We start from the raw sequence: 25100 nt of genomic DNA, 5'->3' as shown, positions 1-25100 counted from the left end.
AGTTGGGAGCGCAGCAAAAAGCATCGTTTGTGAACTGGTTCAGAAACTAAAGCACAGCAACTTGTCTGTATGACGCTCCTTGCAAGCTGTGCGGGCCGTTCTTTTTGAGGTGCTTGCGCGCGGCATTTAGAAGAGCGGTCTCAGTGAGGTACGGTCGTAGCGTCTCCAAGTCGATTAATGTGGCGTTTACTGCATCTATTTCCCAAGACATTTTGATTTCCTCTGCTGTCACAGAGCGTCTTTCGATCGCAGGAGAAGTGTTACCAAGAATTTCTCCTGTTTCATCGTTGACTAGAAAAGGCTTGTTGGGCGCGATTGACACACCATCATCAGTCGCAAAAGATTGTTCGCTACGTGCAAGATGTCCGAGGGCATTTATTACCTCTTTTTGAGCCGATTTTGCTTCTCTCTCCATTTCTTTGAAGAAGCTCTCCACCCGATTAACCAATTCCCGCAACGGTTTGGTGTCCAATAGTCGCGTCGACCTGCAATTGGATGTGTGCGTTTTGAGCTGCTCAGCAAACTTTTTTGCTTTCGACGCGTCGACGTCAGACTGAAGTGTAGCTGGCATCCTGTCGCGGGCTGCCATCAACTCTTCATGTCTGCTTTTCAAGTTTTCATTGGCCTCCTTGATGGTTTGGACAACCGCATCGAAATCGATCGCAAATATATTGTTCCTACCTACCATTTTGAGCGTAGTCTCCTTTTTTAGTTGATTCTTCCAACCTATTGAGCGTGTGCAGTCCAAAATAGGTCTAGCTGGTGTTATGCGATTTTTTGAATGACACGCCTCAAAGAGCAACAGAAACCAAGCTACGTAAAAATTAAGAACCTTTCCCTAAGTGCTTGTGGAGATTCGCTGCCAGAAAGTTTCTCATGCTTGGCCTAGTTCCCGAAGCAAACCACCTGGCCATTGTTCAGAAGCACGGGACGCGTGCCGTTGTCGCACGAGTATTCCTTATCCCCGATAATCAGGAGCAACCCGACATAGTAAGGCGCGTTTGACCTGCGCTTTCGTTGATCGGAGGAACTCCCGCCGCGGCGATTGCGTTTCTTGATCTGGTGAACCAGTGCCGGCGCCTGATGGAATTGTGCCGGCATTGTTTCCGGCGCGGCCAACGTGGCCGCGTATAGTATCGCGCTGAGCATCACTTTCCTTCATTTGCATATATTTGCAACATAGGAACGCCGTTGACCTTTTGCTTGCTGCTTTTGCAAAAAACTTCCTGATTCCTGTACTTAGATGCATATGAACTGCCGATTTCATTGAGAGCCTCAGCTTGGCCTTGAGGCGTCTCGCGAGACTCTGCTTGCGATTACCTTGTAAAAACTACTGATTCACCGGGAGACGATCGGTTAATTACTCTGGACTAACTTGTTTGCTACCTGTCAAACTTAAAGTTGAAAATGCTTTGCATTCAGAGACTTGAAAAGAGCTATCTGTCGATCGCTGCATGAAAATGGACGCCAAAAAAACCCGGTCCGACCTTCTGGCGCACGCTGTTTCAATCGACCTTGAGGTCGATCCGACAACAGCCAGGATTTTTGCATTCGCAGCTGTTGTGCAGGACCCCGGTGTGCCGAACCTTGTTGCAGAGGGGGCGGTGGCAGAGGCACTGAAAAAGCTCGATGGCTTTTGCCGGGGCTATGGGCATGTCATCGGGCACAACATTCTGCAACATGACCTGCCGCACCTTGCGGCGGCCTCACCCTCCTTCGCGGAAATGGCGGAGGCCCCGATCGATACGCTTTGGCTCAACCCTTTGGCTTTTCCGCGAAATCCCTATCACCACCTCGTCAAACACTATCAGGATGGACGGCTTCAGACGGGTCACGTGAACAACCCGGAGTTTGACGCGCAGCTTGTTTTCGAGGTGCTTGAAAACCAGCTTGCAGAATTTGAAAGGCTCAATGAAAAGTCGCCTGATGCTTTGACCGCGTATCACTATTTGTGCTGCCGCGAGCCGCGCTGTGGTGGTTTTGATCACGTCTTCTCCCATGTCCGCAAGGCACGGGTCCCGAGCCAGGACGAGGCCGAAAACGCAATTCGTCGCCTGCTCGGTTCTGCCGCATGCTCGGAGATGGTCGAACGCACTCTCATTCGGCTCGAGGACACCAGCCTCGCCTGGCCGATGGCATACGCCCTTTCGTGGATTTCCGTTGCAGGAGGCGACTCCGTCATGCCGCCCTGGGTGCGCGCCCAGTTTCGTGAAGCCTCGCGTCTTGTCCAGACCTTGAGGGACAGCAATTGCGGCAAGCCGGCATGTGACTATTGCCGCATCCATCACGATCCCAGACTTGCCCTGAAGCGATGGTTCGGTTTCGACGCCTTCCGCCCGGAACCGATGGATGAATTCGGCCGGCCGCTGCAAGAGCGCATCGTTGAAAGCGCAATGCAGGGTGAGAGCCTGCTCGGCATTCTCCCAACGGGCACCGGCAAGTCCGTCTGCTATCAGATCCCGGCGCTCTCCCGGTTTGACAAGACAGGCGCGCTCACGGTGGTCATCTCACCGCTCGTAGCGCTCATGGCGGACCAGGTACAGGGCCTGGCGCGCGCGGGCATCTCTTCCGCCGTCACGGTCAATGGACTGCTTTCCTTGCCGGAACGGCAGGATGCGCTGGACAAGGTGCGCATGGGCGATGCGTCCATGTTGCTGATCTCCCCGGAACAGCTGCGGAGCATCTCCGTCCGGTCTGTCCTCGATCAGCGCGAGGTCGGTCTATGGGTCCTCGACGAAGCCCATTGCATTTCGAAATGGGGCCACGATTTTCGACCGGATTACCGCTACATCGGCCGCTTCATCAAGGAACGGGGCGGCGGAGAGGACACGCGCGTCCTCTGCCTGACTGCGACGGCAAAGCCGGACGTCGTTCGAGATATCAGCGAGCACTTCAAGGAGCGGCTCGGTCTGGAGCTCACAGTGCACGATGGCGGCGCATCGCGAACCAACCTAAGCTTCGAGGTGTTGCCGACACAGCAATCAACGAAGATGACCGACATCCTTGATACGCTGGAAGATCATCTGCCATCGACCGGGGCGTCCGGAGCTGTCGTCTACTGCGCCACGCGAAGCTCGACGGAACGGGTTGCCGAATTTCTAAAGCAGCAGGGGCTTGCCGCAGAACGATACCATGCCGGTCTCAGCCCTGAAGAAAAGCGGGACATTCAAGAAGCGTTCAGGGTTGGTGAACTGCGCGTCATTGCTGCAACAAACGCCTTTGGAATGGGCATTGACAAGCCGGACATACGTCTCGTCGTTCATGGGGATGTGCCCGGCTCCCTTGAGAACTATCTGCAGGAAGCGGGGCGCGCCGGGCGGGATCGCGACCCGGCTCAGTGTGTCCTCCTCTTCAACACGGAAGACGTTGACCGGCAGTTCCGTCTGAGCGCGCGCTCGCGCCTGGCGCGCCATGAAATAGGAGCAATCCTGAAGGCGCTTCGACGGCTCGACGTCCGAACCCGGAAGACCGGCGAAGTTGTCGCCACCGCGGGAGAGATCGTAAAGGAAGAGAAAGAGCAGGAATTCGAGCGCGATAGCGCAACCGATGATACCCGCGTAAAAACAGCGGTTGCCTGGCTCGAAGAGGCAAAGCTCCTGGTGCGCGAGGAAAACCGCGTTCAGGTTTTTCCGGCGTCTCTTCTGGTAACCGATCTCAAGGACGCAAAGAAAATTCTCCTGCGTGCCGACATGACAAATGAGCGCCGAAGGCAGCTCTTGAGCATTGTCGAACATCTGATCAACGCTCCTTCCGAGGAAGGGATCTCGACCGACGTGCTCGCAGGCGTGAGCGGATTGACAGCCCCAGCACTTCGCAGAGCGCTTGCCGATCTTGAGGCTCTGGGCATTGCCAAAGACGACACGAATATCACGATCTTCGTACATGCAGGGGTCGAAAACGCTTCGCGCGCCCGGTTCAAGGCGGCTTCGCAACTCGAAGCAGACCTGATCTCCATGTTGAGGGAAGAGGCACCGGACGCGGACGATGGCGAGGCAACGCCATTCAATCTCGCGGTCACAAGCCAGACCCTGCGCGAAGCGGGTTACACCTGGGTGCGCCCGGACATCATCGAGACGCTTCTGAGAGGCATCGCGCAGGATGGCCGCGATATGGAGGGGGGACGCGGCAACATTCACGTACGCAAGGCGGCGCGGGGCAGCCTGTTCGTTCGTTTGCAGCGTTCATGGTCGATCGTGGAACAGACCGCAGAAATCCGAAGGCTCGGCGCAGAAAGACTGCTTTCCCATCTGATTGGAAAAGTACCGCTACACGTTCGCGGAAAAGACGTTCCGGTGGAGACAACACTCGGAGCCTTGCTTGCGTCAATCACAAGCGACGCGCTGCTTCGAAGCTCGGTGAAGGATCCGAGCAAGCTCATGGATCGCGGCCTCCTCTGGCTTCACGAACAGCAGGTGATCACGCTCGGCAAAGGTCTTTCCGTCTTCCGCCCTGCAATCACGATCCATCTCAATAAAGACGGGGGCAACTTTACCGTCCAGGATTTTGCCCCTCTCGAGGAGCACTATACCGAGCAGACCATCCAGACACATGTCATGGCCGCCTATGCCGAAAAAGGCCTTGAACACATGGACGAGGCCAGACGGCTTGCGGACGACTATTTCGAGCTTGAACAAGAACGGTTCATGAAACGGTGGATGCCGGGGCGGGGCGTTGAGTTCAGGCGTCAGGCAACGACCCAGGCCTGGTCCGCTATCGTCGACGCGCTGGGGAACTCAACGCAGGAGAAAATCGTTCGCGACGATCGCGAGCAGACGAACGTCCTCGTGCTCGCCGGACCCGGTTCCGGCAAAACACGTGTCCTGGTGCACCGGATCGCCTATCTCGTTAAAATCAAACGGGAAGATCCGGAGGGGATCCTTGTACTTGCCTATAATCGCCACGCCGCTGCCGAGATCCGGGAGCGGCTCCGCAGCCTGATCGGTGACGAGGCACGCTTTGTGACCGTTTCAACCATTCACGCGCTGGCAATGCGCCTCGTCGGCGCGAGCTTCACCGGCCGGGCAAGTGCCGAGACCCCGGACTTCGACACGCTTCTGATGGATGCTGTTCATCTGCTGCGGGGCGACGGACTGGACAAGGTTGCTGCCGAGGCGTTGAGAGACACCCTGGTGCAAGGGTATCGCTGGCTTCTGGTCGATGAATACCAGGACGTCGGGCCGGAAGAATACGCGCTCATTGCAGCCGTGGCCGGACGGAGCCTCGATGACCCGGATCTTCGCATCAGCCTGTTCGCCGTGGGCGACGACGACCAGAACATCTATTCCTTTAACGGCGCCTCCGTGAGACACATCCGGCAGTTCGAGGAAGACTATACGGCCAAACCCGTTTTTCTGACCGATAACTACAGGTCCACAGGCAACATCATTTCCGCCGCCAACGCCGTGATCGAGGGCTCCACGGACAGGATGAAAACCGGCCATGACATTGTTGTCGACAAGGCGCGCCGCAAAGAACCGATGGGGGGCCAAATGTCGGCACTCGATCCCGTCGCGCAAGGCCGCGTCCAGATCCTCGAGTGCCCAAGCGGCAACGATGCCCAGGCGCTTGCGGCGCTGAATGAGCTCCAGCGTCTGTCCCAACTTATTCCGGACTGGACCTGGTCGCGTGCTGCGATCGTCTCGCGGGACTGGCGCAAACTGGCTCCCGTCCGGGACTTCGCGGATGCTCTCGATATCCCGGTCGAGTTTGCGAATGAACGCGGTCCCGGTCTCTGGCGGATCCGGGAAATGCAGGCTTTTCTGAGCGCGATAAAGGAAGAGCGGAGCCGGCTTTTCACAGTGACTGATCTCCGCGAGACTTTGACATCCATTCCCAACTCACGGTGGACTGACCGGATCGATGCGGGGCTGGATTTGCTCGCGCGGGAAATTGGAGACCGGCGCCTGCCATCTGACGATGTTGTTGAATGGCTTGCGGAATGGTCGCGGGAAACCCGTGGGGAGCAGCGCGGGCTCAAGCTTCTGACAGCTCACAGCGCCAAGGGGCTGGAATTCGACGATGTCGTCATTCTGGACGGTGGCTGGGAACGCCCCTCACGTGCAGAAGATGGCGATGCGCCGAGACGGCTCTTTTACGTCGCGATGACACGCGCACGCCGCAACCTGATCGTCATGAGCAATGACAATCATGAATACCTGCCCACGCGGTCAGACGCGATCATCTGCCGGTCGGTTGTTCCCGATCTGTCGGCGCTCCCCGGACCGAGGCGGTTTTTCCAGTCCGCCGATCTGAGTACCGTCGACCTCTCCTTTGCCGGGAGGTACCGCGAAAACCATCCCGTGAATGCAGCCATTGCTTCCGCGTCCGCCGGCGACCCGGTCACGCTGGTTTTCGAGAAGGACCGTTGGCACCTGAAAGACGCAAATGGCGACAGCGTGGGCCGCATGGCAAGGAGTTTTGCGTTGCCTGACAATAAAAGGTTCGCGCGGGCGGAAATCTCCGCGATCCTCGAAAGACGCAAAGACGACTCCGACGCGTCCTTCCATCACACGCTCCGGCAGGACAAATGGGAAGTTGTCGTTCCGGAAATCGTGTTTGAAGCAATGAGTCTGAACCCTAGTCGTAAACCCTAAAGGAAGCGGATGCTCTTCGAGAAAAGATGATCTCCCGGGGTATCGAGTTATCAGGTACGCTGCGTCTCAATTCAGCTTCGAGTTGATGTTCGCCCATCTTGTCGAGGTACTTTTGCAAGACGCGGACCTTCGCGCGGCGCTCCTCCGGGTCGGGGAATTTTTCTCAGAGCCCTTGGTCGCCAATCGCCTTGAAGGAAGCGCGCCCGTCGATAACCCGATCCTCATGCGTATCGATTAGCTTTGACGCGAGTTTGGCTAAAGCCGTTATCGCCTCTTGAGAGCCGGAGGCGGCATGGACGGACTCCTCGAGGACGTCTCCAAGATCGGCTAAGCGGATTTGAGCTTTCGTGGCGGCTTGCGAATCCAATGAACGGAGGCGGTGGAACTCATCCTCGTAGAAGATATCGGGCCCCTGACCGGCAACCGTCGCTTGCCTTTGGCTATCGGTCTTTAAGCTGTGTTGGGTTTTGTGTTACCCACAATCGCCCGAAGGTCTCTCGGAACGACTTTTTGGAAGCCGCAGTTACTGCCGCGTTTGTAAACCTGCGCCATCGGAGCGCTCTTGACTAGCGTTGAAACTACTCAACACTATCCAATCTAATCAACAGAAATGATTAGCCTTTTTTATTTCAACCGCTTTTTAGAGAAAATGGTGGGCCCGGAGGGACTCGAACCCCCAACCAATCCGTTATGAGCGGACGGCTCTAACCAATTGAGCTACAGGCCCACGGCCCGGCAATCATCTGACTGGTTGCGGGGCACACAGTCCCTATACCACGGCGAACCGGCGGGGCAAGTGCTTTGCGCGGTCAAACCCGAAAAGGCCTTGGAAAGACGGGACATGGCGCGCCCCACTGGTCCCGGCGGAAAGACGGGTCTGACCGACTGCCGTCTGCTCTCGCCGAATGGAACCTCTTGAGGCAATCCCCAGTCAATGAACGCGTCCTTCCGGCCAGGCACCACGCGAGCCGGGAGCGCGATGTCAGGGACCGGCCGGTGTTGCCATTTGATCCGGCGAAAGCGTGCCCCTCCGGCGCCGGATCTCCGCTGAGCTGCGTCCGGGGTGACGAAGGAGGGGGCAAATGCATTCCCCCGGTCGTCATTCCGGACAAGTGCAGCGGAAGCTGCGCGCCGATCCGGAAACCAGATTTTTTCGCGCCAAAGGCGCGGCTCAATCTGATGGTGTCGACAAGAGTGTTGCTTCGCTCGCGCGATTTTCTGGATATCCGATCAAGCCTGGCACCGGTTCCGGATCGGCGTTCCGCGTCGCCTCATTTGCTGGAATGACGGTGGAGGAACATCTGCACTCTCCTTCGTCACCCCGGGCGAACGAAGTGAGACCCGGGGCCGGAGAGCCCGGTTCGCTGGAAATTTCTCTGCACAAGTATCGGCTTTCTCGGCCCCTGACCCGGGCTCCTATCCACTTTGCCTCAAGAAACCCGCGCCGAGGAGGGAACCGGCACACCGGCAGTCTTAGCGAAAGGCAGAATTAGTTCCGTTCCCTTAAGGCTTCAGGTCTAGACTGGCACGAACAGCTGACGAACCCGCCTATGGAACCAAAGCCGGAGCCGATATGCGAAGCCCCCTTCTGACCGCAACGCTGACGGTTCTTCTCGTCTGCATGATCGGCTGGCTGCTGGTCGTCGGGCGCTCGCTGCTGCTTCCCTTCGTCATCGCCCTCATCGTCTGGTACATGATCAATTCGCTCGCCCACGCGTTCCAGAAGATCCCGATCGGACCCTGGCGCCTGCCCGGCTTCGTCGCCTTCACCTTCGCGCTGCTGGCAATCTTCGCCGCCAGCACGGTCGTGCTTGACATCGTCACGGTCAACCTGGCCCAGCTCGCCCAGGACGCGCCCACCTACCAGCGGCGCCTTGAGGAAATCTTCGACCAGTTCTCGTCCCATTTCGATCTGAACGATCCGATCGAACTGAAAGACCTGCTGCCGGACAGCGTCGTCCCGCGCATGGTGACCGCCGGGGCCAGCCTGGTCACCACGCTGGCCGGTTCCGCCAGCCTCGTCTTTATCTATGTGCTCTTCCTGGTGCTGGAGCAGTCCACCTTCGACCGGAAATTCGAACGCCTGTTCGCATCGCCCGAGCGCGCCCAGTCCGCCTTCGCGATCCGGGCGGAAATCAACCGGTCGATCATGCACTATTTCTCCATCAAGACCGCCGTTTCGGTCGCGACCGGCGCGCTTACCAGCCTCGTCCTGATCCTGATCGGTCTGCCCTACGCCGCGCTCTTCGGTTTCATCGCCTTCCTGTTGAACTACATTCCGACGATCGGCTCGCTCATCGGCGTCATCTTCCCGAGCCTTCTTGCCGTCGTCTATTACGACACTCTCGGCCCCTTCTTTGCCATTGCCACCGGCCTCGGACTGATACAGTTCGCCATCGGCAATCTCATCGAACCGAAGCTGATGGGCTCCAACCTCAACCTCTCCGGCCTCGTCATCATGCTCTCGCTCGCCTTCTGGGGTGCGATCTGGGGCATTGTCGGCATGGTCCTTTGCGTCCCGCTCACCGTGATGATCGTGATTGTCTGCGCCCGGTTCGAAAGCTCCCGCCCGATCGCCGTGCTCCTGTCGGAGACCGGCGACGTCGGCCTGGCGAAATAGGATTTCCGCTCTTTCGGTTCGCGAGCACCGCCGCGCCCCGGCCAAGCCCTTGAAAATGAACGGAAGCTGAACCGGCAAGCCTTATCCGCGCCGCAATGGCCACCCATGTTCACGCACAAGTGAAATACAGCCTGAAAGGATCATTCAATGACAGGTTTCATCGCCGTCCTGCGCGGCAAAAGACTGGCTTTCGTGCATGGCTTCGCCCTTGCGGTGGGGCTCGCCCTGGCGCTGTCAGCCACCGTTCCCTCCTCCGCACAGGAAACCGTGCCGTCCACCGGTACGATCACCATGGATGGCAGAGGCACGGTCACCGTTGCCCCCGACATGGCGGTGATCACGACCAATGTCGCCACCACCGGCAAAACCGCGGCCGATGCGTTGTCGGAAAACTCGGCGGCGATCGCAAAGGTGATCGACGCCATCAAGGGTGCCGGCATCGAGGCGAAGGACATCCAGACCCGCGGTTTCGGCATCTATCCGCGCTACGAGCGCATCACTGACGGCTCGAACCGCCAGCCCAACATCACCGGCTATGAGGTCCGCAACGGCGTCGAGGTCAACATCCGCGACATCGCCAAGCTCGGCGATATCCTGAGCCTGGTTGTCGACAGTGGCGCGAATTCCGTCGACGGCATCCGGTTCGATGTCAGCGATCCGGCCGAAAAGCTCGACGAGGCGCGCAAGAAGGCGGTCGAGGCCGCACGCCACAAGGCGGAGATCTTCGCAAGCGCCGCCGGCGTCGAACTCGGCGAGATCGTGTCGATTACCGAGACCGGCACGCAGGTACCGCGTCCCCAGATGATGCGCGCCAGCGCCATGATGGCAGCCAGCCCCGAATCCGTACCGATCGAGGCAGGCGAGGAAACCATCGGTGCCAATGTCACCATCATGTGGGCGTTGAAATAACGCGTCCGCCCTGTCCCCCCGGCCCCTGTTGACGGGGCCGGGTCAGAACTTGCGGTACCAGACCTGCATCGGTTTTTCGGTCTCGGCCGTGTCGCCGATATCCTGCCAGGGAAAGGTGACGATGACCCCGTCCAGTTTCTCGTAGCCGCGCTTCTTCCAGAACGGGTCCAGCGGCCGGTAGTCCGCCGGGCGCATCGGGTGATCTTCCGGCCGGATGACACCGCAGAACATCGCCTCGCCGAAACCGAGCCTCGTGGCATGCGCCTCGCGCTCGTCGAAGAAACGGTGGCCGACACCCTGCCCACGATAGGCCGGGTCAAGCACGGATTCGGCAAGATAGAAGATCTTCCGGGGATCATAGCCGCGCTCGCGGAGCGGCTTCTGGAACGCCTCGTATTCGTCGCCGAGCGGCTCGCCGGTCGCGGCCCCCACCAGCTTTGCCCCGTCATAGGCCCCGACGATCACGGCACCCTCCGTCTCCGCGTAGCGCTGCAGGTATTTCTCCTCGTAGTCCATCGACCCGTCGTAAAGATACGGCCAATCGTGGAAGACGGATATTCGCAGCCGGGCGAGATCCGCGAGTGCATTTTTCAGGGCGTCGCCCGTTAAGGTTCTGATTTCGAGCGGCACACCTAACCCTCTCAAATGTCGGCATGATTTTCCGGATCCTTGTCACATGATCCGGCCATTCCCGTTTGCAGTGCAAAAACGGTACTCGAATTTTGCAGATTTCCCATTGAGATTAAACACTCTTTTCTGTATGGAGTGCCGTCCGGAAAATACCGGGGACATCTGCTGGTTTGGGAGAGCGACATGGAAAGCAACGCCCTCTTCGAACTGGGGATGGACTTGGAGGCTCGTGTAGCAGAAGACGCGATCAGCGTTGCCGAGCCAAGAAGCACCACCCAGAAGGAAGAAAACGTTTCTAACGCGGCCGCTGGCGTTTACGCCGATGACCGCCTGGATCACTTCATTCAGAAGGAAGGGATCCACTGCGCTGGTGCGCATCTGATCATTGATCTATACGACGCCGAGAGGCTCGATGACCTGCCGCATGTCGAACAGGCCTTGCGGGCCTGCGTCGAGGAAGCAGGCGCGACTCTCTTGCACATCCACCTGCACCCGTTCGAACCGACCGGTGTGTCCGGTGTCGCCGTGCTCGCGGAAAGCCACATTTCAGTGCACACCTGGCCCGAGGCCGGTTACGCAGCGTTCGACGTTTTCATGTGCGGCGATGCCCAGCCTGAAAAATGCGTCGATGTGCTGCGCAACGCCTTCAATCCGGGCAAGACCGCGGTGTCCGAATTGCTGCGCGGACGCGAAGTCGCCAACCAGCTGTCGAAGCCGCACACGCTGGAAGCGGCAGAATGAGCGACGGCCTGGTCTTCAACGAAACCCTCTATCCAGGGGTTCAGGTCAGCTACGGCTGCGACCGCATCCTCTACCAGGAAAAGACGGAGCACCAGGATCTGGTGCTCTTTTCCAACCCGGTCTTCGGCAAGATCCTGATGCTGGACGGGGTGACCCAGGTCACCACGGCGGACGAATTCATCTATCACGAGATGATGTCCCACGTGCCGATCATCGCCCACGGTACAGCGCGGAACGTCCTCATTGTCGGCGGCGGCGACTGCGGTCTCGCCGAGGAGGTGCTCAAGCACCGGACGGTCGAGAGGCTGGTACAGGTGGAAATCGACGCCTCCGTTGTGGAGTTCTCGAAGGAACACTTCGCGGACTTCAACACCGGTGTGCTCGACGATCCGCGCTTCGAACTCGTCATTGCCGACGGCATGAAGTTCGCGGCGGAAACGGAGCGGACATTCGACGTCGTGATCGTTGACAGCACCGATCCCCACGGACCCGGCGCGGTCCTCTTTTCCGAAGAGTTCTACCGCAATGTTCACCGCATGCTGACACCCGGCGGTATCCTGGTGACGCAGAACGGCGTGCCGTTCCTGCAGCGCGATGAACTTGTGACGAGCGTGGAGCGCTTCTCCCGCATCTTCCGGGACGCAGCTGCCTATATCGCGGCGATCCCGACCTATTTCGGCGGCCACATGACGCTCGGCTGGGCGACGGACAATCCCGACTTGCGCCGGCAGGCGGCAACGGTGCTGGAAGAGCGGTTCAATGCGGCCGGTTTCGACACCCGCTACTATACGCCGGACGTCCATGCCGCCGCCTTCGCCCTGCCCAGGTTCATTCTGGACGCCGTTGAGGAAGGCCGCAAAAGGGCCTGAGGAAGAGGTCGGCCGGGAGAAGCGGGGGTCCTGATGGTCACACGGCATCCTGCCAACGCGTGTCGCCGGGCTCTTCCGCAGTTGCTTTCGGCACACCGCCGGCCGCGACCGGCATGGCATCGGCATCCCTGGCGCTATATCCCGAAGGCAAGTCGATCCTGGAAATCACCTGGATCAGGATGAAGCAGCTCGACATCAGCGTGAAGACGACGAGCACATGGTCGTAATCGAAGTGGCCTGCCAACTGGCCGAAGATCGCCGACCCGACAATCTGCCCGACGGGCAGCATGAAGAACAGCACCGCGACCACCGTCGGCGCGTGGTTGCGGGAAATCCGTCCGGCCCAGATCAGGTACATTGCCGTGCCGGTCATGTAGAAGATCCCGAACAGGCACGCGGCGAAAATGGCAAGGGTGGCGGAGTGCTCGGCCATGGTCAAAAGAAGCGCGGACGCGCCAAGCCCGACAAAGGAGATTGAATGCATCTCGGCAAGCGACAGCTTCGCGACGAGATCCCCGCACAGCCCACCCAGAAGCCCGGCAAGCCCGAGCGCAATCCAGAACAGGCTGATCTCCGCAGCGCTCCAGTCGGCCAGACCGACGAGGCTGAGCCCGCCACCGGTCCAGATCGCTGCGCTGACCATGCCGAAGAGCAGGGCACTCGAGGCAGCCTGATGCAGGCCTGGCGACTTGAAAACCTCTCCGAAGGAACCGGATCGCGCGTTGGCGACCGGCCGTCTCGGCACGGAAAAAAACGCGGCGAGTGAGAGCGCCACGGAAATCAGCGCGAAAACGAGAAAACACGTGCGCCATGTGTCCACGAACTGGAGCGCGGTGAAGCTTGCCGCGACGATCCCGGCGCCCGTGCCCGCGTTGATGATGCTGACCGCGCGCTCCTTGTACCGGCGGCACAGGACGCTGACCCCGGCAACCAGCGGGGGCATGGAAAGTCCGGACCCGATGCCGATGAAGGAAAGCGACGCGAGCAGATAAGCCTGTGACTGCGCCAGGCTGACGGTCAGCGCACCCAACGCCGCAAACACCATCGCCGCCATCACCGTCACGCGCGCGCCCCACCTCTCGGTCACAAACGCCGCAACCAGCAAGGCGGCACATGTTCCGGCATAGACGCTGCAGGCAAGCAGGGCCGTGTCGTCATGATCGAGCCGGAATTCACGCTGGATTGCGGGCAGGAATTGACCGAAGGCGAAACGAACGCCGTAGGTGATTGAAATGACCCACGCACCGACCATGACAAACAGGTAGCCCCTCATGACAACATCCCTAATGAAATCTGGAACTGTATGAATTCTGAAAAACGGCCTCGCACGCACGGAACCAAAAACACGCCACGCGCACACCCAACCGGGCTACGATTAGATATGTGTCCGAAGTATTGCGAAAAAACAGCTCCGCGAGAGGAGTTACGGAAATTCTGAAAAAGTGTGATTTAAATCTCAAAATTATTTGGATTTACAATCGATCACACACGCGAAGGTAATAAAGTACTAGAATATTCCGCGGAAAAATTTTCCTGAAAAACGTGAACTCGGCCTGGATCGGAACCCGGTCAAAGCACAGCAGGGTCTGTGACATCAGGACCGGACAGCCGGAGTGCCGGCAAGCCCGCGCAGCGGACCGGGGCGATGCGAACCGCCCCTGTCCACCTGTCGCGTAATCTCAGCTGCTGCCGTCTCCAAGTGCGTCGAGCAACGTGCCGAGATTGTGCTGGAACATGGCAAGGTAGCCGGTGGCGGGTCCGCCGCGCTCTGACAAGGCGTCGGAGTAAAGCCGACCGCCGATCGCGATACCCGTTTCGTCCGAGATCTGCTGCACCAGCGCCGGGCTGGTGATGTTCTCGACGAACAGCGCTGCCGCGCCCTCTTCCTTCAGCTGCGCAATCAGAGCCGCGAGATCGCGCGCGGACGGTTCCGCTTCCGTGTCGATGCCGACCGGGGCAAGGAAGGTCAGACCATAGGCATCGGCAAGATAACCGAACGCATCATGTGCGGTGACGACCGTGCGGCGGTCTTCCGGCAGCGCGGCTAGGCGTGCACGCGTCTCCGTATCGAGGGCCTTGAGCTTGGCAATGTAGGCGTCGGCGTTTGCCTTGAAATCGTCGGCGTGGTCCGGCATGGCCTCGGACATGGCGTCGGCAATGTTGCGTACGTAGAGGACCCCGTTCGAGAGGGAATTCCATGCATGCGGATCTGTCTCGCCGCCAACCTTCACCGGCGTCACGCCCTCGGTGGCAATGTGAACGGTGGCCTCGGTACCGGATTCGGAAATAAGCGTGTCTGACCAGGTCTCGAAGCCGAGACCGTTGACGAAAATGACATCGGCTTCGGCCACTGCGCGCGCGTCGGCGACCGAGGGCTGATAGACGTGCGCGTCGGCATCCGGGCCGACGATGGTGGTGACTTCGGCATGCTCACCAACCACCTGTTCCACCATGTCTCCGAGGATCGAGAAGCTGGCGACGATCTTGACGTCGTCATGTGCACCGGCAGGCACTGCGGCGGCGATCAGAGATGTCGCCAGGAAACCGGCTGCCAGGGATTTCAGGAGAGTCATTGGGTCCTCTTTTCAGTATAGGTTTGTTCGACAGACGTCTTTTTTCCGGGCGAAGGTTTGCGGAACCGGCCGCCGAAGCCGAGCGGCCCGAACAGGGCCGAAAATACGAAAAAGCCTCCGGCAACAAGCACGATTGCCGGGCCGGACGGGGTTTCGGGAAAGAGATACGACAGGGTCAGGCCGATCCAGCAACTCGCCAGGGCAAACAGAAAACCGAGCACAAGCTGGCCCGTGATCGTGCTGGCCCAATAGCGGGCAGCCGTCGCGGGCAGGATCATCAGGCCGACAGCCATCAGTGTCCCGAGTGTCTTGAATGCAGCAAGCAGGTTCAGCACCAGCAGCAGCATGAACCCCTGGTCCACGAGCCAGGGCCGCCGTGTCTGTGCCTCGAAGAAGACCGGATCACAGGTGCTGACGATCAGCGGCCTGAGAAGCACGGCAAACGCGGCCAGCGTCACGGTGGCGACACCGCCGACCAGCATCATGGACGCGTCGTCGATCCCGAGGATCGAGCCGAACAGGAAACTCTTGAGCGGCACCGCGGACCCGGCCGCAGACAGGATGAAGATCCCGACAGCAAGCGCAATGAGGTAGAGCGAGGCGAGGCTGGCATCGCTGCGCAGGATGGTCTTGCGCGCAAGCAGCGCCGTGAGGATGGCAACGCCGACGCCCGCGACCAGACCGCCAACGAGCAGGGACATCACGGACAACCCGGTCGCCACGAACCCGATGACGATGCCCGGCGTGATCGCGTGGGCCATGGCTTCACCGGCAAGGGACAGGCGCCGCAGGACGAGAAACGCGCCGATTGGCGCAACGGACGCGGACAGCACCGTTGTCGCCACGAAGGCGCGCCGCATGAAGGCAAAGCTCCACATTTCGGCAAACAGCTCAAGCATGGGCACGCTCCCCTTGATCAGGGGGGCCCCTGAACATCCAGGACGCCTGGCTTTGCGACAGGTACCCCTGCGCCACGAGCCGATCCGGTGTCAGGACCTCGGCAACGCGGCCATGCGTTGCGGTTCCGTTGCCCAGCAGCAGTGCGTGGCTGCAATGATCGAGAACGGAGGAAAGATCATGAACAACGAGGACCACGGCCCGGCCTTCCCCGCGCCACCGCTGAATGATCGACAGAAGGTGTGCCTCGGTGCTCTGGTCGACCGCCGCAAAGGGCTCGTCGAGCAGGATCAGGGGTGCGTCCTGCAGGATCACGCGGGCGAACAGGGCCCGCTGCAATTGCCCGCCGGAAAGCGTGTGGAGCGAACGGTCGGACAATTCGAGAATTCCAGCCTCGTCCAGGGCCGCATCCACCCGGTCGCGGCCACGCCGCCCGAGACCCGACCACAAGCCGAAACCGCGCCACGCGCCCATCGCGGCGAGATCGCGCACGCGAATGGGAAAGCGCCGGTCGAACTCCGTCAGTTGCGCCAGGTAGCCGATCTCGTCCGGCCGGCCGGACGGCCAGGTCAGGCGCCCGGCAAGCGGGTCCGTCAGACCGAGCAGCATCTTGACGAAGGTACTCTTGCCCGACCCGTTCGCGCCCAGAACGGCAAGCGTCGTTCCGGCCTCAACGTCCAGGGAGAGGTGCCTGAACAGCGTGAGTCCGGGATAGCCCAGCGCAAGGTTGCGCAATTCCAGGACAGCCGCCATCAAAGCACCGCCAGGATCAGAAGCCAGAAAAGGCCTGACGACACGATCGCGCCCGCAGCCAGGGCCGCGACGCTCATTTCGGTCAGGCATGATGGCCGGCCGTCCCGGCTATTGCCGTGGGCATGGGACCGCGCCATCAGTTCGCTCCGGAGCGTGATGCAACGATCAGCGTCCGCCTTGCGGCGACCCTAGGTCTGGCGTGACAATCCCGCGATTGGGTTGGTCGAGTGGTCTGGCGCATCGCCCCCTCCGATTGGACGGGGATCTGGCAGAACCACATTTTTGAACGGCAGCACCGCTTTGCACATGGACGTCTCCCACCGGGACACCCCGCCCGGTCAAGTTAAGATTGCGATGGCAGGTCTCCTGACTCGCGGGTCCAAGCTTTCCCGTTCCTTCCCGGGCCGTTGATCACACCGGCCCAGTGGCGTTCACCGGGGTCGCTCACCGCTCACAGTTGCGGGGGCAGTCACGGATTTGGCGCCCTTTCGGCTCTTCCTCACCGTGTTCCCTTTTCATCTTGCGGCCGTTTTCATTCCGCAAGAACCATCACCCGCAAACCTATTTTCTCGGCCTGAAATAATCAACACGTATTTGTGCCTGAAGCCTGCTCCACGTATTTCACCTGATCCGCTTCTTCGCGCCGAAACGGGATTTCAAAGCGAAATCCGGACGAAAGCATCGGCCAGCTTGCGGGTCTCTTTCAGGCTGGATGCCTGTTCGGTGTGGAAAGCGGCCTTTTGCGGATCGCCCTGCCTGGAATAGAGGGCTGCCAGCACGGAGTGAACGCGCGGCGCGAACCAGCTGTCCTGATTCCCGTCCGCGATCGCCAGGGCTTTCTCGCCTTCCTCTATGCCGGCCCGCACCTCGCCGGCCCGAAGGTGGGTTTCCGCTTTCAGGCCGAACCAGTTGGTGAATTGCACACCGGCCCCGGTGCGTTGGAAGACACTGATCCCCTCCTCGATTGCCGGAAAGGCCGCATCGAACCTGCCCGCCATGCCGAGGGCCCAGCCTTCGAGAACCAGTCCGGAGGCAAGCCAGAACGGGAACCCGTGCTCCCGGCTGACTGAAATCGCCTGGCGCGCCAGTTCGGATGTCTTTTCAACGTCATTGAGGAACATGAAGACCTCTGCGCAAAGCGCAAAGTGGATGGCCTCCGAAAACAGGTTCTCGCGAACCAGGCTCAGTTTGCGCGATGTTTCGACGTGCCTGAGCAAGTCGTCCTTTCGGCCCTGCAGGCCGGCAACCCAGGCCGCATAGGCAGCGCAGGTAACGGCCGAGTTCTGGTCCGTGATCGTCTTGGCGGCGACGTCAGAGGCATGGTCGAGCCCGTTCTTGAGGTGCTGTCCCGCCTCGTCCAGGCGCCCGAGATGTGTCAGGACTTCGCCGGTTGCCGCGTGCGCCTGAAGACGCAGCGACGGATCTCCGGACTGTTCGGCCCACTGCAGAAGCTCCGTTGCGTGCTTAAGCGACGTCTCCAGTTTCCCGGCAACCCAGGTGTTGACCCAGAGGCCCATCAAAACCCTGACTTTTGCCTTCTCCGATCCCGCCATGGTGCTGAGAACGAGCGCGCGCTCGAGTTCATCGCCGACCTCGGGTGCACCATATCCTCTCACGGCCATGAGTGCGGTGGCCAGCGCGAGCCGCAATCGCAACTCGGCTTCCTGGTGGGACGCGCCCTCCGGGTCGATCTGGGCAAGGCCGGACCTGGCGAACGAAATCGCTTCCGGGCGTGCGGAGCGGTGGATGGCGGCATAACTCGCCTTGGTCCAGTAGCCGATCGCAATCGCCGTGTTTCCGGCCTCCTGGTGATGCCATGCCTTAGTCTCGTCACGGCTTGGATCGTCCGAGGTCTCCAGATAGCGCGCAATCTCGCCGTGAAGACGCCGGCGATCCTGCTGCGCGACCATGGCATAGGCCGTGTCGCTCAACAGCACGTGGCGAAAGGTGAACCCGGCATCGTCTTCGAAAAGAAAGCCCAGTTGGACGAGACTGACGAGGTCATCTTCCAGCGCGGCCTCATCACGTCGAGTAAGCAGCGCAAGCAACTGAGGCGCACTTACCTCGCCGGCGATCGCCATCACGTAAAGCACGGTTCTTTGCGCCGGAGCCAGTGCGCCGATCCGGACTTCCATCACCGCCTGAACGGTGTTGGGCAGCTTCAGGTCAACGGCCGCCCCCGACCTTGCTGCCAGAACCAGCTCTTCCAGAAAGAACGGATTGCCCGATGCACGCGAAGAAAGAACCGCTGCATCGTCGTCGCTGATGCTGTCATTTCCGGGCACGGCGCGGATCAGCAGCAGACTGTCTTCTGCGCCGAGCGGTGACAGGTTCAGGACCGAGTCTGGAAGCGGCGGATCTTCGGTGGGCCGCGTCGTCATCAGCAGGAATACGCGCGGTACCCCACCCTTGCGAAGCAGCGCGCCGAGCGTCGCCCGGGAGGTGGCGTCCAGCCAGTGAACATCTTCAAAGACGATCAGAAGCGGGTGTTCCTCGCTCGCCAGGCGAAGGACCTGCTGGATCAGTGCAAGCGTCCGCGCGTTTCTCTGTCTGTCGCTCATGCCTTCCAGCACGGGCGAAGGCTGGGCGTCTTCATCGATCAGGAGCGCCAGCAACGCCGCGTCGACCGGGTCCGTTGCAAGTCCCTCCGCGCCCGCCTGCAACAAGGCCGAACAGATCTGCCGGATGGGTGCAAGCGCCGAATTCGTCATGTGCGCAGAGCAATTGGCCAAGCAGATGCGGGCGTCTCCGTCACCGAGCGATTTCAGGAATTCGCTTGTCAGGCGCGACTTGCCGATGCCCGCGGGCCCGGACAGGGCCGTTGCCCGGAAACTCCCGGTACTCGCTTCCTTGAAACAGCTGTTCAGGAAGGCGAGTTCGGCAGCGCGGCCGACAAAGCCGGTCGGGTTTTTGCTCGGACGCGCGGGAATACCGGTGCTCAGGACGGCAATATCCGTGAGCGCGTAACGATCGCCGTCAGAAGAAACGTCCACCTCGTCGCGCAATTGCTGGAAGGCCGTTTCGGAAATGAGGACCGCATCCCGCGGATCCGCGTCGGCCAGGGCCACCGCACCGATTTCGAGCGTGCTCGGTGCCTGCCACGCGTTTTCATCTCCGCTCAAGGGCATCGGACCCACATCTATCCCGAGGCTCACGTGGCCGCCGGCAGAGCGAATTGCCCTGATCTCGGCCGACCGGGAAAGCTGCCATGCGCAATGGGCCGCTCTTCGCGCACCGTCTTCAAAATCGGGCGCGACACCGAACGAAGCGGTGAACTGGTTCACCATCATGTGCAGCAGTTTGCCCTGATAGCTTTCCACCTGCAGACGGGCCTTGCGCAGGCACGAATCGATCGCTTCCGGTTGAGGTTGGCGGCCCTCCGGACCCGAAATCTTCAAGCAGAGCACGGCGACGAGACGCTGTTCCGCCACTCCCGCCGTTTCAACGGAAGTGTCGGTCCCGGTGTCCGTCTCCTGCCTCGTCACGTCCACGACGATACGAAAACCGCGTCCATGCACGGTCTTCAGGATGGGTGTTTCAGCCTCGTCTTCATCCAGAGACTTGCGGAGCAGGGAGATTGTTTTCTGAAGCGCGGCTTCCGAAACATTGCGGCTCCAGAAGGCATCCATCAGTTCGGATTTTGAGACCAGCCGGTCGCCGTTTTTCAACAGGTAAGTCAGAACACCGAAGGCCTTGGGCGTGATGGAAACAAGGTCCCCGGCCCGCCTGAGCTCCTGTCTGCCTTCGTCCAGTTCAAACTGCTCAAATCGGTAAATCACGCATGCTCGCCATGTTGCCCGTCGGCAAAGATTAGCAGAATTGACAAGCAATCTTCCAGACCTGATTTCCCTAAGGTCACCACAGCGTCAGGATTTCGTCAGAACTTGCTCAGGACTTTTGGGCGCTCCGACACATAGGCTCCGGATTGCCCCGGTGTTTCATTTAAACCGGGACAATTGCTTTAAGGAGTTTTCAGATGAAAGTGTTTGCAGCTTTAGCCCTTGCGACCCTCGCAATCGGTCTTGCTTCACCCGCCCAGGCCACCCCGGTCCAGGCCTTGAGCTTCCTGCAAATGGAGTATGACTTCGTCATCATGGGGAATTTGCCCTTTGACGGCCAATCGCCCGACGGCATCACGTCCAGCGTGAGCGGTCCAGATTTTTCAACAACGATCAACAGTCAGATCAATGCTCCTGACGCCGTCACGGCGATCGACCAGACCACGACCCAGGTTGGATGCTCAGGTTGCGAACCGGAAATCCCGTTTGTCAGCAATCGCCAACTGCGCACAAACCGGGCTGATCCGACGGAATTCGCCGATGCACAGTGGAACGTTGAAAGCGCCATTTCTCAGGACCAGGGCGCGGACGTTGCAGCGTTTGCGATCGGACGCCAGACAATTGATCGAGACGGTCTCGCCCAGCTCCGCATCACCTCGTCACCCGCGCCGGCAGAAGCGGAATCAACATTTGGCATTTCCCGCCTGACCACGTTCGAGAACACGACCGACGCGGAGATTGTCATCCCGATCCGCGCCGAAATCGGCGGAGATCTGCTTGCCCGGTATTCGGGAGACGACGGACTGGCGCGCACAAGCGCAATGCAGAGCATCATCTTTTCCGGCCTGTCCGATGGCAATCTCACGACGGTCACAACAGCTGACACGGAAGAAACCACTGAAACCGGTGCCGGCACGACCGTTGCCGGCGGTGTCTTCAACTCGGGCGACGGGATTGCCGGGCTGCTGTTTTCCGCCAGCACGACTGCCATTGGTGACGGTGGCTTCAACGAAGCGATGTACAGTTTCTTTCATCGCGTCATTTTCCTGGTGACGATCGAGGCCGGACAGAGCATCGGGATGGAGACTGCCTTTTCCCAGGCAAACTATGTGGAGTACACGCCGGCGCCGATCTCGGAAGTGCCGTTGCCCGCCGGGGTCTTCCTGCTTTGCAGCGGTGTCGCCCTGCTCGCGGGCCGCAAGGTTGTCCGGAGGAAAACCGCCTGACCGCCACTCGCAGCCTTTGGACTGCAAGCATGCGCAACAATGCAGCGCCCCGACGGGCCGGCTGCACTTCCTATTTTATTCGCTTTTTCAAGGATGATTCCGATGCCTGTTGTGTCTTCAAAGTGGGAAGTCGCCATCAAAAGGAGTGCCAGTGGCGGCCAATGGATAACCGGTGGCGTGATCCAGTTCAAATTGCGCAATCTGGAATCTGGAACGCTCGCCAACATGTGGTTTGTCGGCGCCGGAGGCGGAGGTTCACTCGCGCCCATTTCCCTCTCCGACACGATGAAGCCCGGCTTCAAGGCTGTTCGCAGTGCAAAGCCGACGAGCTTTGAAGACATCGACAGAAAGTCGGCGATCATGCGAACCGCGTCTGCATCGAACGGCGTTGCGAACATCGGCGCTGTCTGGTTGAAAATTTCGACCGGCCACAATCCCTATGGCGCGGCTCTTTTCGACTTCAAGATCTATTCCGCACAGTTCGGTCCGAACGTCTTCAACCCAAGCAGCACGACCGCCAACGTCGGCATCGACCGGCACTGGGGAAAGGTGTTGATCCAGTATCTTGAGGTCGAACCGGAGGTTCTTCCCGACACACCGGACCCCCACGTCTGGCCGGGTCCCATACCGTTCATTCCCGACACGCCCCCGCCCCCGGCCCCGCCGGCGCCGCCAAAGCGCGTCACGCTGGAGGCCGACGTGCTGTTCGGATTTGACAGCGCAGCCATCAAGCGCGACGCTGAACACCAGCTGCATAACCTGATCTACGAGATTGAACGGCGCACCGTGCCGCATGTTGAAATCGAAGGTCATGCCGATTCAAGCGGCGCAGACGCCTACAACCTGGATCTGTCCAGACGACGTGCCGATGCCGTGAAGGACTGGTTTGTCAGGGCCGGTGCGCCGAACGCCATCCGTTACAGGGTGATCGCCAAGGGAGAACGGGAACCGATTGCCGACAACAGGACGCGAGAAGGGCGCGCACGAAACCGTCGGGTGGAAATCGTCATCGGGTAGCGTTGAAAGACAGCTGTATTCCTGCTTCAAGTGCAGGGAGCCGACGGTCAGCGCTTTGGAGCGCGCTCAATCCTGCGGGCAATCGCCGCGCCGAAAACCGGGATCGTCAGTCCCGCGCTTCCAGCCAGGTCTGCGCCGAAGCCATGTCCCTTGAGGCGATCCCGTCCGCAAGCTTCTGCCCGACGACAGCGCCGAACTTGTAGCCATGACCGGAGCAGGCCGACACGATGGTTGCCCTGTCCTCGGTCATTGCAAAGAAATGCTCGTCGGCCGTGAACGTGTAGGCGCAGGTCACGACGTCGTCGACACGGTATTCCCCGATACGCGAAAACGGCGGGGAGAAATAGTCGCGCAAGGTTTCCCCCTCCTCTGCTTTCGGAACGCGGTCCTGGTTCGGGTCAGCCTTGTACTTGTGAATGCCGGCACCGAACTTGAGCCCCGTCCCGGCGACCGGCGGCAGAATGTAGCCGTCGACAGGGCCACCCGGATCAAGGATCGCAGGCGCGCGTTCCCAGGCTTCGACGAGATCCTGCGGAGGCGTTAGGTAGACGACCGCCGTCCGATAGGTCGTCAGCTTCAAAGCGAGCTGCGGAAACAGGCCGAGCGTCCAAGCTCCGGCGGTGACGATGACATGATCGCCTCGCAACACCTGACCATTGGCGAGCGTCACCGAACCAGCCGCGGGATCGACCGCTGTGACTTCGGCGTTCTCGCGCACATCTACTCCCTTCGCACGCAGCCAGTCGCGAAGATCCGAGGCAATTCTCTGGCACAGAAGAACGCCGCCTTCGTCACTGACCAGCCCGTAGCGAATGGTCGCTGGGTCGACGAACGGAAACCGGTCAGCGGTCTCGGCGGGCGTCAGATCCTCGAAAGGATAGCCGCCCGCGACAAGCCCTTTCCGGTAGTCCTCGCCGCCATCATCTTCCGACTGCGACATCACCATGAAACCGGTGTCGACAAGGTGCTTGTCGTCGAGGTCTTCCCACATTTCGTCCCAGGCCGCGTAGGCGTCCCCGATCCGGCGTTGGTATCCACCCTGGCCACCATAGGCCCGGCGGATGATGCGGTGCTGGTCGCCCGAAGCAGACAGCGGATTGGGGATCGGTCCCTGCTCGAGCAGCGTGACCGGGACGCCCCGCTTGGTGAGCGCCCAGGCAGTGGAAAGGCCGGAAATTCCGGCGCCGACGACAAGTATTGTCATGAAGTGGTTCCTGCGGTTTGGTTCAGCAGATTACTCCGCGCGCAAAGGGAAGCAAGGGATCAATTGACGCTCTGCCTGCATACCGGTCATGCGCGCGCGGACGCCGTGAATCGCTTGATTAAGCCGCTCACAAATCACATGAGCCCAGGTCACAAGTTCAAGCGCGACTTTAAAGACCCGTGGAATAAATCAGACATTTAACACAGACAGTTAGCCGCAATTCCGGAATCAGTTTCGCAGCATGGATCCAACCATGGGTCCGTGACCGCCCAATTTCAGAGAACAGTCTGGAGCACGGCGGCAGGGCGCATCGCGGCACGGTGTATCAGTCGAAAGGACACGGAAGATGCCGGTCGGCAAAAGCCTTTGGTTCTGCTTCGATGCCTCGGCTGATCACTTTGGCAGAAAGCATCGGATCGGTGAGAACACGGCACGAAAACTGTTGTCTGACAACCAACTGCCTTACGCTGGGAGGAGACCCAAACGGACCGGAGAAGCAGAGTTCCGGAACGCGGCCAAACAGAGGGAGTGCCGACATGCGGATTGGAGTGCTTGGTTGTGGAACGATCGCAAGTGCGGTCGTGCATGGCATCGCCGGGGACGGACACCAGATCACCGTATCGGAACGCAGCGCAAGCCGCGCCCGTTTGCTGGCAGATGCCTATGAGAACGTCACCATCGCCGGCAATCAGGGGGTGATTGATGCAAGTGACGTGATTTTTCTCGGCCTGATGGCTGACGTCGCACCCGAGGTTCTGGGGCCATTGACGTTTCACGAAGGTCAAAGAGTGATCACCTTCATGGCTGGCGCCACACTTCAGCAGGCCGACGCGCTGGTGCGCCCGGCAAGCGCAGTCGCGCTCATGATGCCGTTTCCCGCCATCGCGAACGGCGAAACGCCGGTGATGATGCAGGGTGACGCTAACCTGGTGACTGAAATTTTTGGAAATCGGAACCAGATATTTGCACTGGCAAGCGCCGACGAGATGGCCGCCTATCTGTGCGCCCAGGCGGTGCTGTCACCGGTGGCCCGGATGGTCAGTGACGCGGCAGACTGGCTGGGAGAACGGGTTACCGACAAGAAACAGGGTGAGGCTTTTCTGAGAGAACTCGTTGCGTCGAGTCTGGCGGACAGCGAGTGCGGACCGTTGATCGAGGCCTTGAACGCCCCTGGAGGCTATAACCAGCGCCTGCGGCAGCACATGGAGGCGAGTGGAATGGGTGAGAACTTGAAGGCCGGGCTGACCACCCTGGAGTAAACGGATGCCGGTGCGGGCATGCGTTGCACC

Annotated in this window: 17 protein-coding genes, 1 tRNA gene and 1 riboswitch; of the genes, 8 read left to right on the top strand and 10 right to left on the bottom strand. The window is 60.1% G+C overall.

Translation table 11 applies throughout. From position 1 onward, the window contains the following. Positions 1-46: 46 nt before the first annotated feature. Positions 47-688 carry a hypothetical protein gene (locus ACO08A_RS18890; protein ID WP_422037500.1) on the bottom strand — a complete coding sequence of 214 codons (642 nt, stop codon included), beginning with the start codon at positions 686-688 and terminating at the stop codon, positions 47-49. Positions 689-1460: 772 nt separating this feature from the next. Here ACO08A_RS18890 and ACO08A_RS18885 point away from each other — a divergent pair. After that, a complete protein-coding gene (locus ACO08A_RS18885; protein ID WP_422037499.1) occupies positions 1461-6593 on the top strand; it encodes a RecQ family ATP-dependent DNA helicase in 5133 nt (1710 codons plus the stop codon). 650 nt (positions 6594-7243) lie between these two features. On the opposite strand, the gene ACO08A_RS18880 is transcribed toward ACO08A_RS18885, so the two are convergent. Further along, a tRNA-Ile gene (locus ACO08A_RS18880) sits at positions 7244-7320 on the bottom strand. 846 nt (positions 7321-8166) lie between these two features. Between ACO08A_RS18880 and ACO08A_RS18875 the strand changes: the two genes are divergently transcribed. Both ACO08A_RS18875 and ACO08A_RS18870 read left to right on the top strand, forming a co-directional pair. Next, on the top strand, positions 8167-9213 hold the full coding sequence (locus tag ACO08A_RS18875) for an AI-2E family transporter (RefSeq protein WP_422037498.1): 1047 nt from the start codon (positions 8167-8169) through the stop codon (positions 9211-9213). Between the two features lie 147 nt (positions 9214-9360). After that, positions 9361-10122, top strand: a complete 762-nt coding sequence (locus tag ACO08A_RS18870) for an SIMPL domain-containing protein (RefSeq protein WP_422037497.1) — start codon at positions 9361-9363, stop codon at positions 10120-10122. Positions 10123-10164: 42 nt separating this feature from the next. On the opposite strand, the gene ACO08A_RS18865 is transcribed toward ACO08A_RS18870, so the two are convergent. Beyond that, positions 10165-10752: a GNAT family N-acetyltransferase gene (locus tag ACO08A_RS18865; protein WP_422037496.1), complete on the bottom strand. Its 588-nt coding sequence runs from the start codon at positions 10750-10752 to the stop codon at positions 10165-10167. A 183-nt stretch (positions 10753-10935) separates the two neighbouring features. On the opposite strand from ACO08A_RS18865, the gene speD reads away from it, so the two are divergent. Beyond that, positions 10936-11493 carry an adenosylmethionine decarboxylase gene (gene speD / locus ACO08A_RS18860; RefSeq protein ID WP_319383304.1) on the top strand — a complete coding sequence of 186 codons (558 nt, stop codon included), beginning with the start codon at positions 10936-10938 and terminating at the stop codon, positions 11491-11493. Further along, on the top strand, positions 11490-12362 hold the full coding sequence (gene speE / locus ACO08A_RS18855) for a polyamine aminopropyltransferase (protein WP_422037495.1): 873 nt from the start codon (positions 11490-11492) through the stop codon (positions 12360-12362). Before speD ends, speE begins: the two co-directional genes overlap by 4 nt. A 37-nt stretch (positions 12363-12399) precedes the next feature. On the opposite strand, the gene ACO08A_RS18850 is transcribed toward speE, so the two are convergent. The 6 genes from ACO08A_RS18850 to ACO08A_RS18825 all read right to left on the bottom strand — a co-directional run bounded on the left by ACO08A_RS18850 (position 12400) and on the right by ACO08A_RS18825 (position 20364). Beyond that, positions 12400-13635, bottom strand: coding sequence for an MFS transporter (locus ACO08A_RS18850; protein ID WP_422037494.1), 1236 nt, complete (start codon positions 13633-13635; stop codon positions 12400-12402). 406 nt (positions 13636-14041) lie between these two features. Beyond that, positions 14042-14935 (bottom strand): metal ABC transporter solute-binding protein, Zn/Mn family, encoded by an 894-nt coding sequence (locus ACO08A_RS18845; protein WP_422037493.1) that lies wholly within the window; start codon positions 14933-14935, stop codon positions 14042-14044. Next, positions 14932-15834, bottom strand: a complete 903-nt coding sequence (locus ACO08A_RS18840; RefSeq protein WP_422037492.1) for a metal ABC transporter permease — start codon at positions 15832-15834, stop codon at positions 14932-14934. The genes ACO08A_RS18845 and ACO08A_RS18840 overlap by 4 nt, the downstream gene beginning before the upstream one ends. Continuing rightward, positions 15827-16585: a metal ABC transporter ATP-binding protein gene (locus ACO08A_RS18835; RefSeq protein WP_422037491.1), complete on the bottom strand. Its 759-nt coding sequence runs from the start codon at positions 16583-16585 to the stop codon at positions 15827-15829. The genes ACO08A_RS18840 and ACO08A_RS18835 overlap by 8 nt, the downstream gene beginning before the upstream one ends. Beyond that, positions 16585-16722 (bottom strand): hypothetical protein, encoded by a 138-nt coding sequence (locus ACO08A_RS18830; RefSeq protein WP_422037490.1) that lies wholly within the window; start codon positions 16720-16722, stop codon positions 16585-16587. The genes ACO08A_RS18835 and ACO08A_RS18830 overlap by 1 nt, the downstream gene beginning before the upstream one ends. A gap of 202 nt (positions 16723-16924) precedes the next feature. Beyond that, positions 16925-17151, bottom strand: a riboswitch (cobalamin riboswitch). A gap of 90 nt (positions 17152-17241) precedes the next feature. Next, positions 17242-20364, bottom strand: a complete 3123-nt coding sequence (locus ACO08A_RS18825; protein WP_422037489.1) for an AAA family ATPase — start codon at positions 20362-20364, stop codon at positions 17242-17244. A gap of 197 nt (positions 20365-20561) precedes the next feature. Here ACO08A_RS18825 and ACO08A_RS18820 point away from each other — a divergent pair, with 197 nt between their 5' ends. Together ACO08A_RS18820 and ACO08A_RS18815 are read left to right on the top strand one after the other, a co-directional pair. Next, positions 20562-21590 carry a hypothetical protein gene (locus tag ACO08A_RS18820; protein WP_422037488.1) on the top strand — a complete coding sequence of 343 codons (1029 nt, stop codon included), beginning with the start codon at positions 20562-20564 and terminating at the stop codon, positions 21588-21590. A gap of 102 nt (positions 21591-21692) precedes the next feature. Continuing rightward, positions 21693-22607 carry an OmpA family protein gene (locus ACO08A_RS18815; RefSeq protein ID WP_422037487.1) on the top strand — a complete coding sequence of 305 codons (915 nt, stop codon included), beginning with the start codon at positions 21693-21695 and terminating at the stop codon, positions 22605-22607. Between the two features lie 106 nt (positions 22608-22713). Here ACO08A_RS18815 and ACO08A_RS18810 read toward each other — a convergent pair whose 3' ends face one another. Next, positions 22714-23811, bottom strand: a complete 1098-nt coding sequence (locus ACO08A_RS18810; protein WP_422037486.1) for an NAD(P)/FAD-dependent oxidoreductase — start codon at positions 23809-23811, stop codon at positions 22714-22716. A gap of 536 nt (positions 23812-24347) precedes the next feature. Here ACO08A_RS18810 and ACO08A_RS18805 point away from each other — a divergent pair. Beyond that, complete coding sequence (locus ACO08A_RS18805) at positions 24348-25070, top strand: NAD(P)-binding domain-containing protein (RefSeq protein ID WP_422037485.1); 723 nt, start codon at positions 24348-24350, stop codon at positions 25068-25070. Positions 25071-25100 lie beyond the last annotated feature (30 nt).

Origin of the sequence: Roseibium sp. (assembly GCF_965232425.1) — a bacterium.
Lineage (GTDB): Bacteria > Pseudomonadota > Alphaproteobacteria > Rhizobiales > Stappiaceae > Roseibium.
The sequence above is the reverse complement of the archived record's forward strand: the minus strand, read 5'-3'. Positions and strand labels throughout refer to the sequence as shown.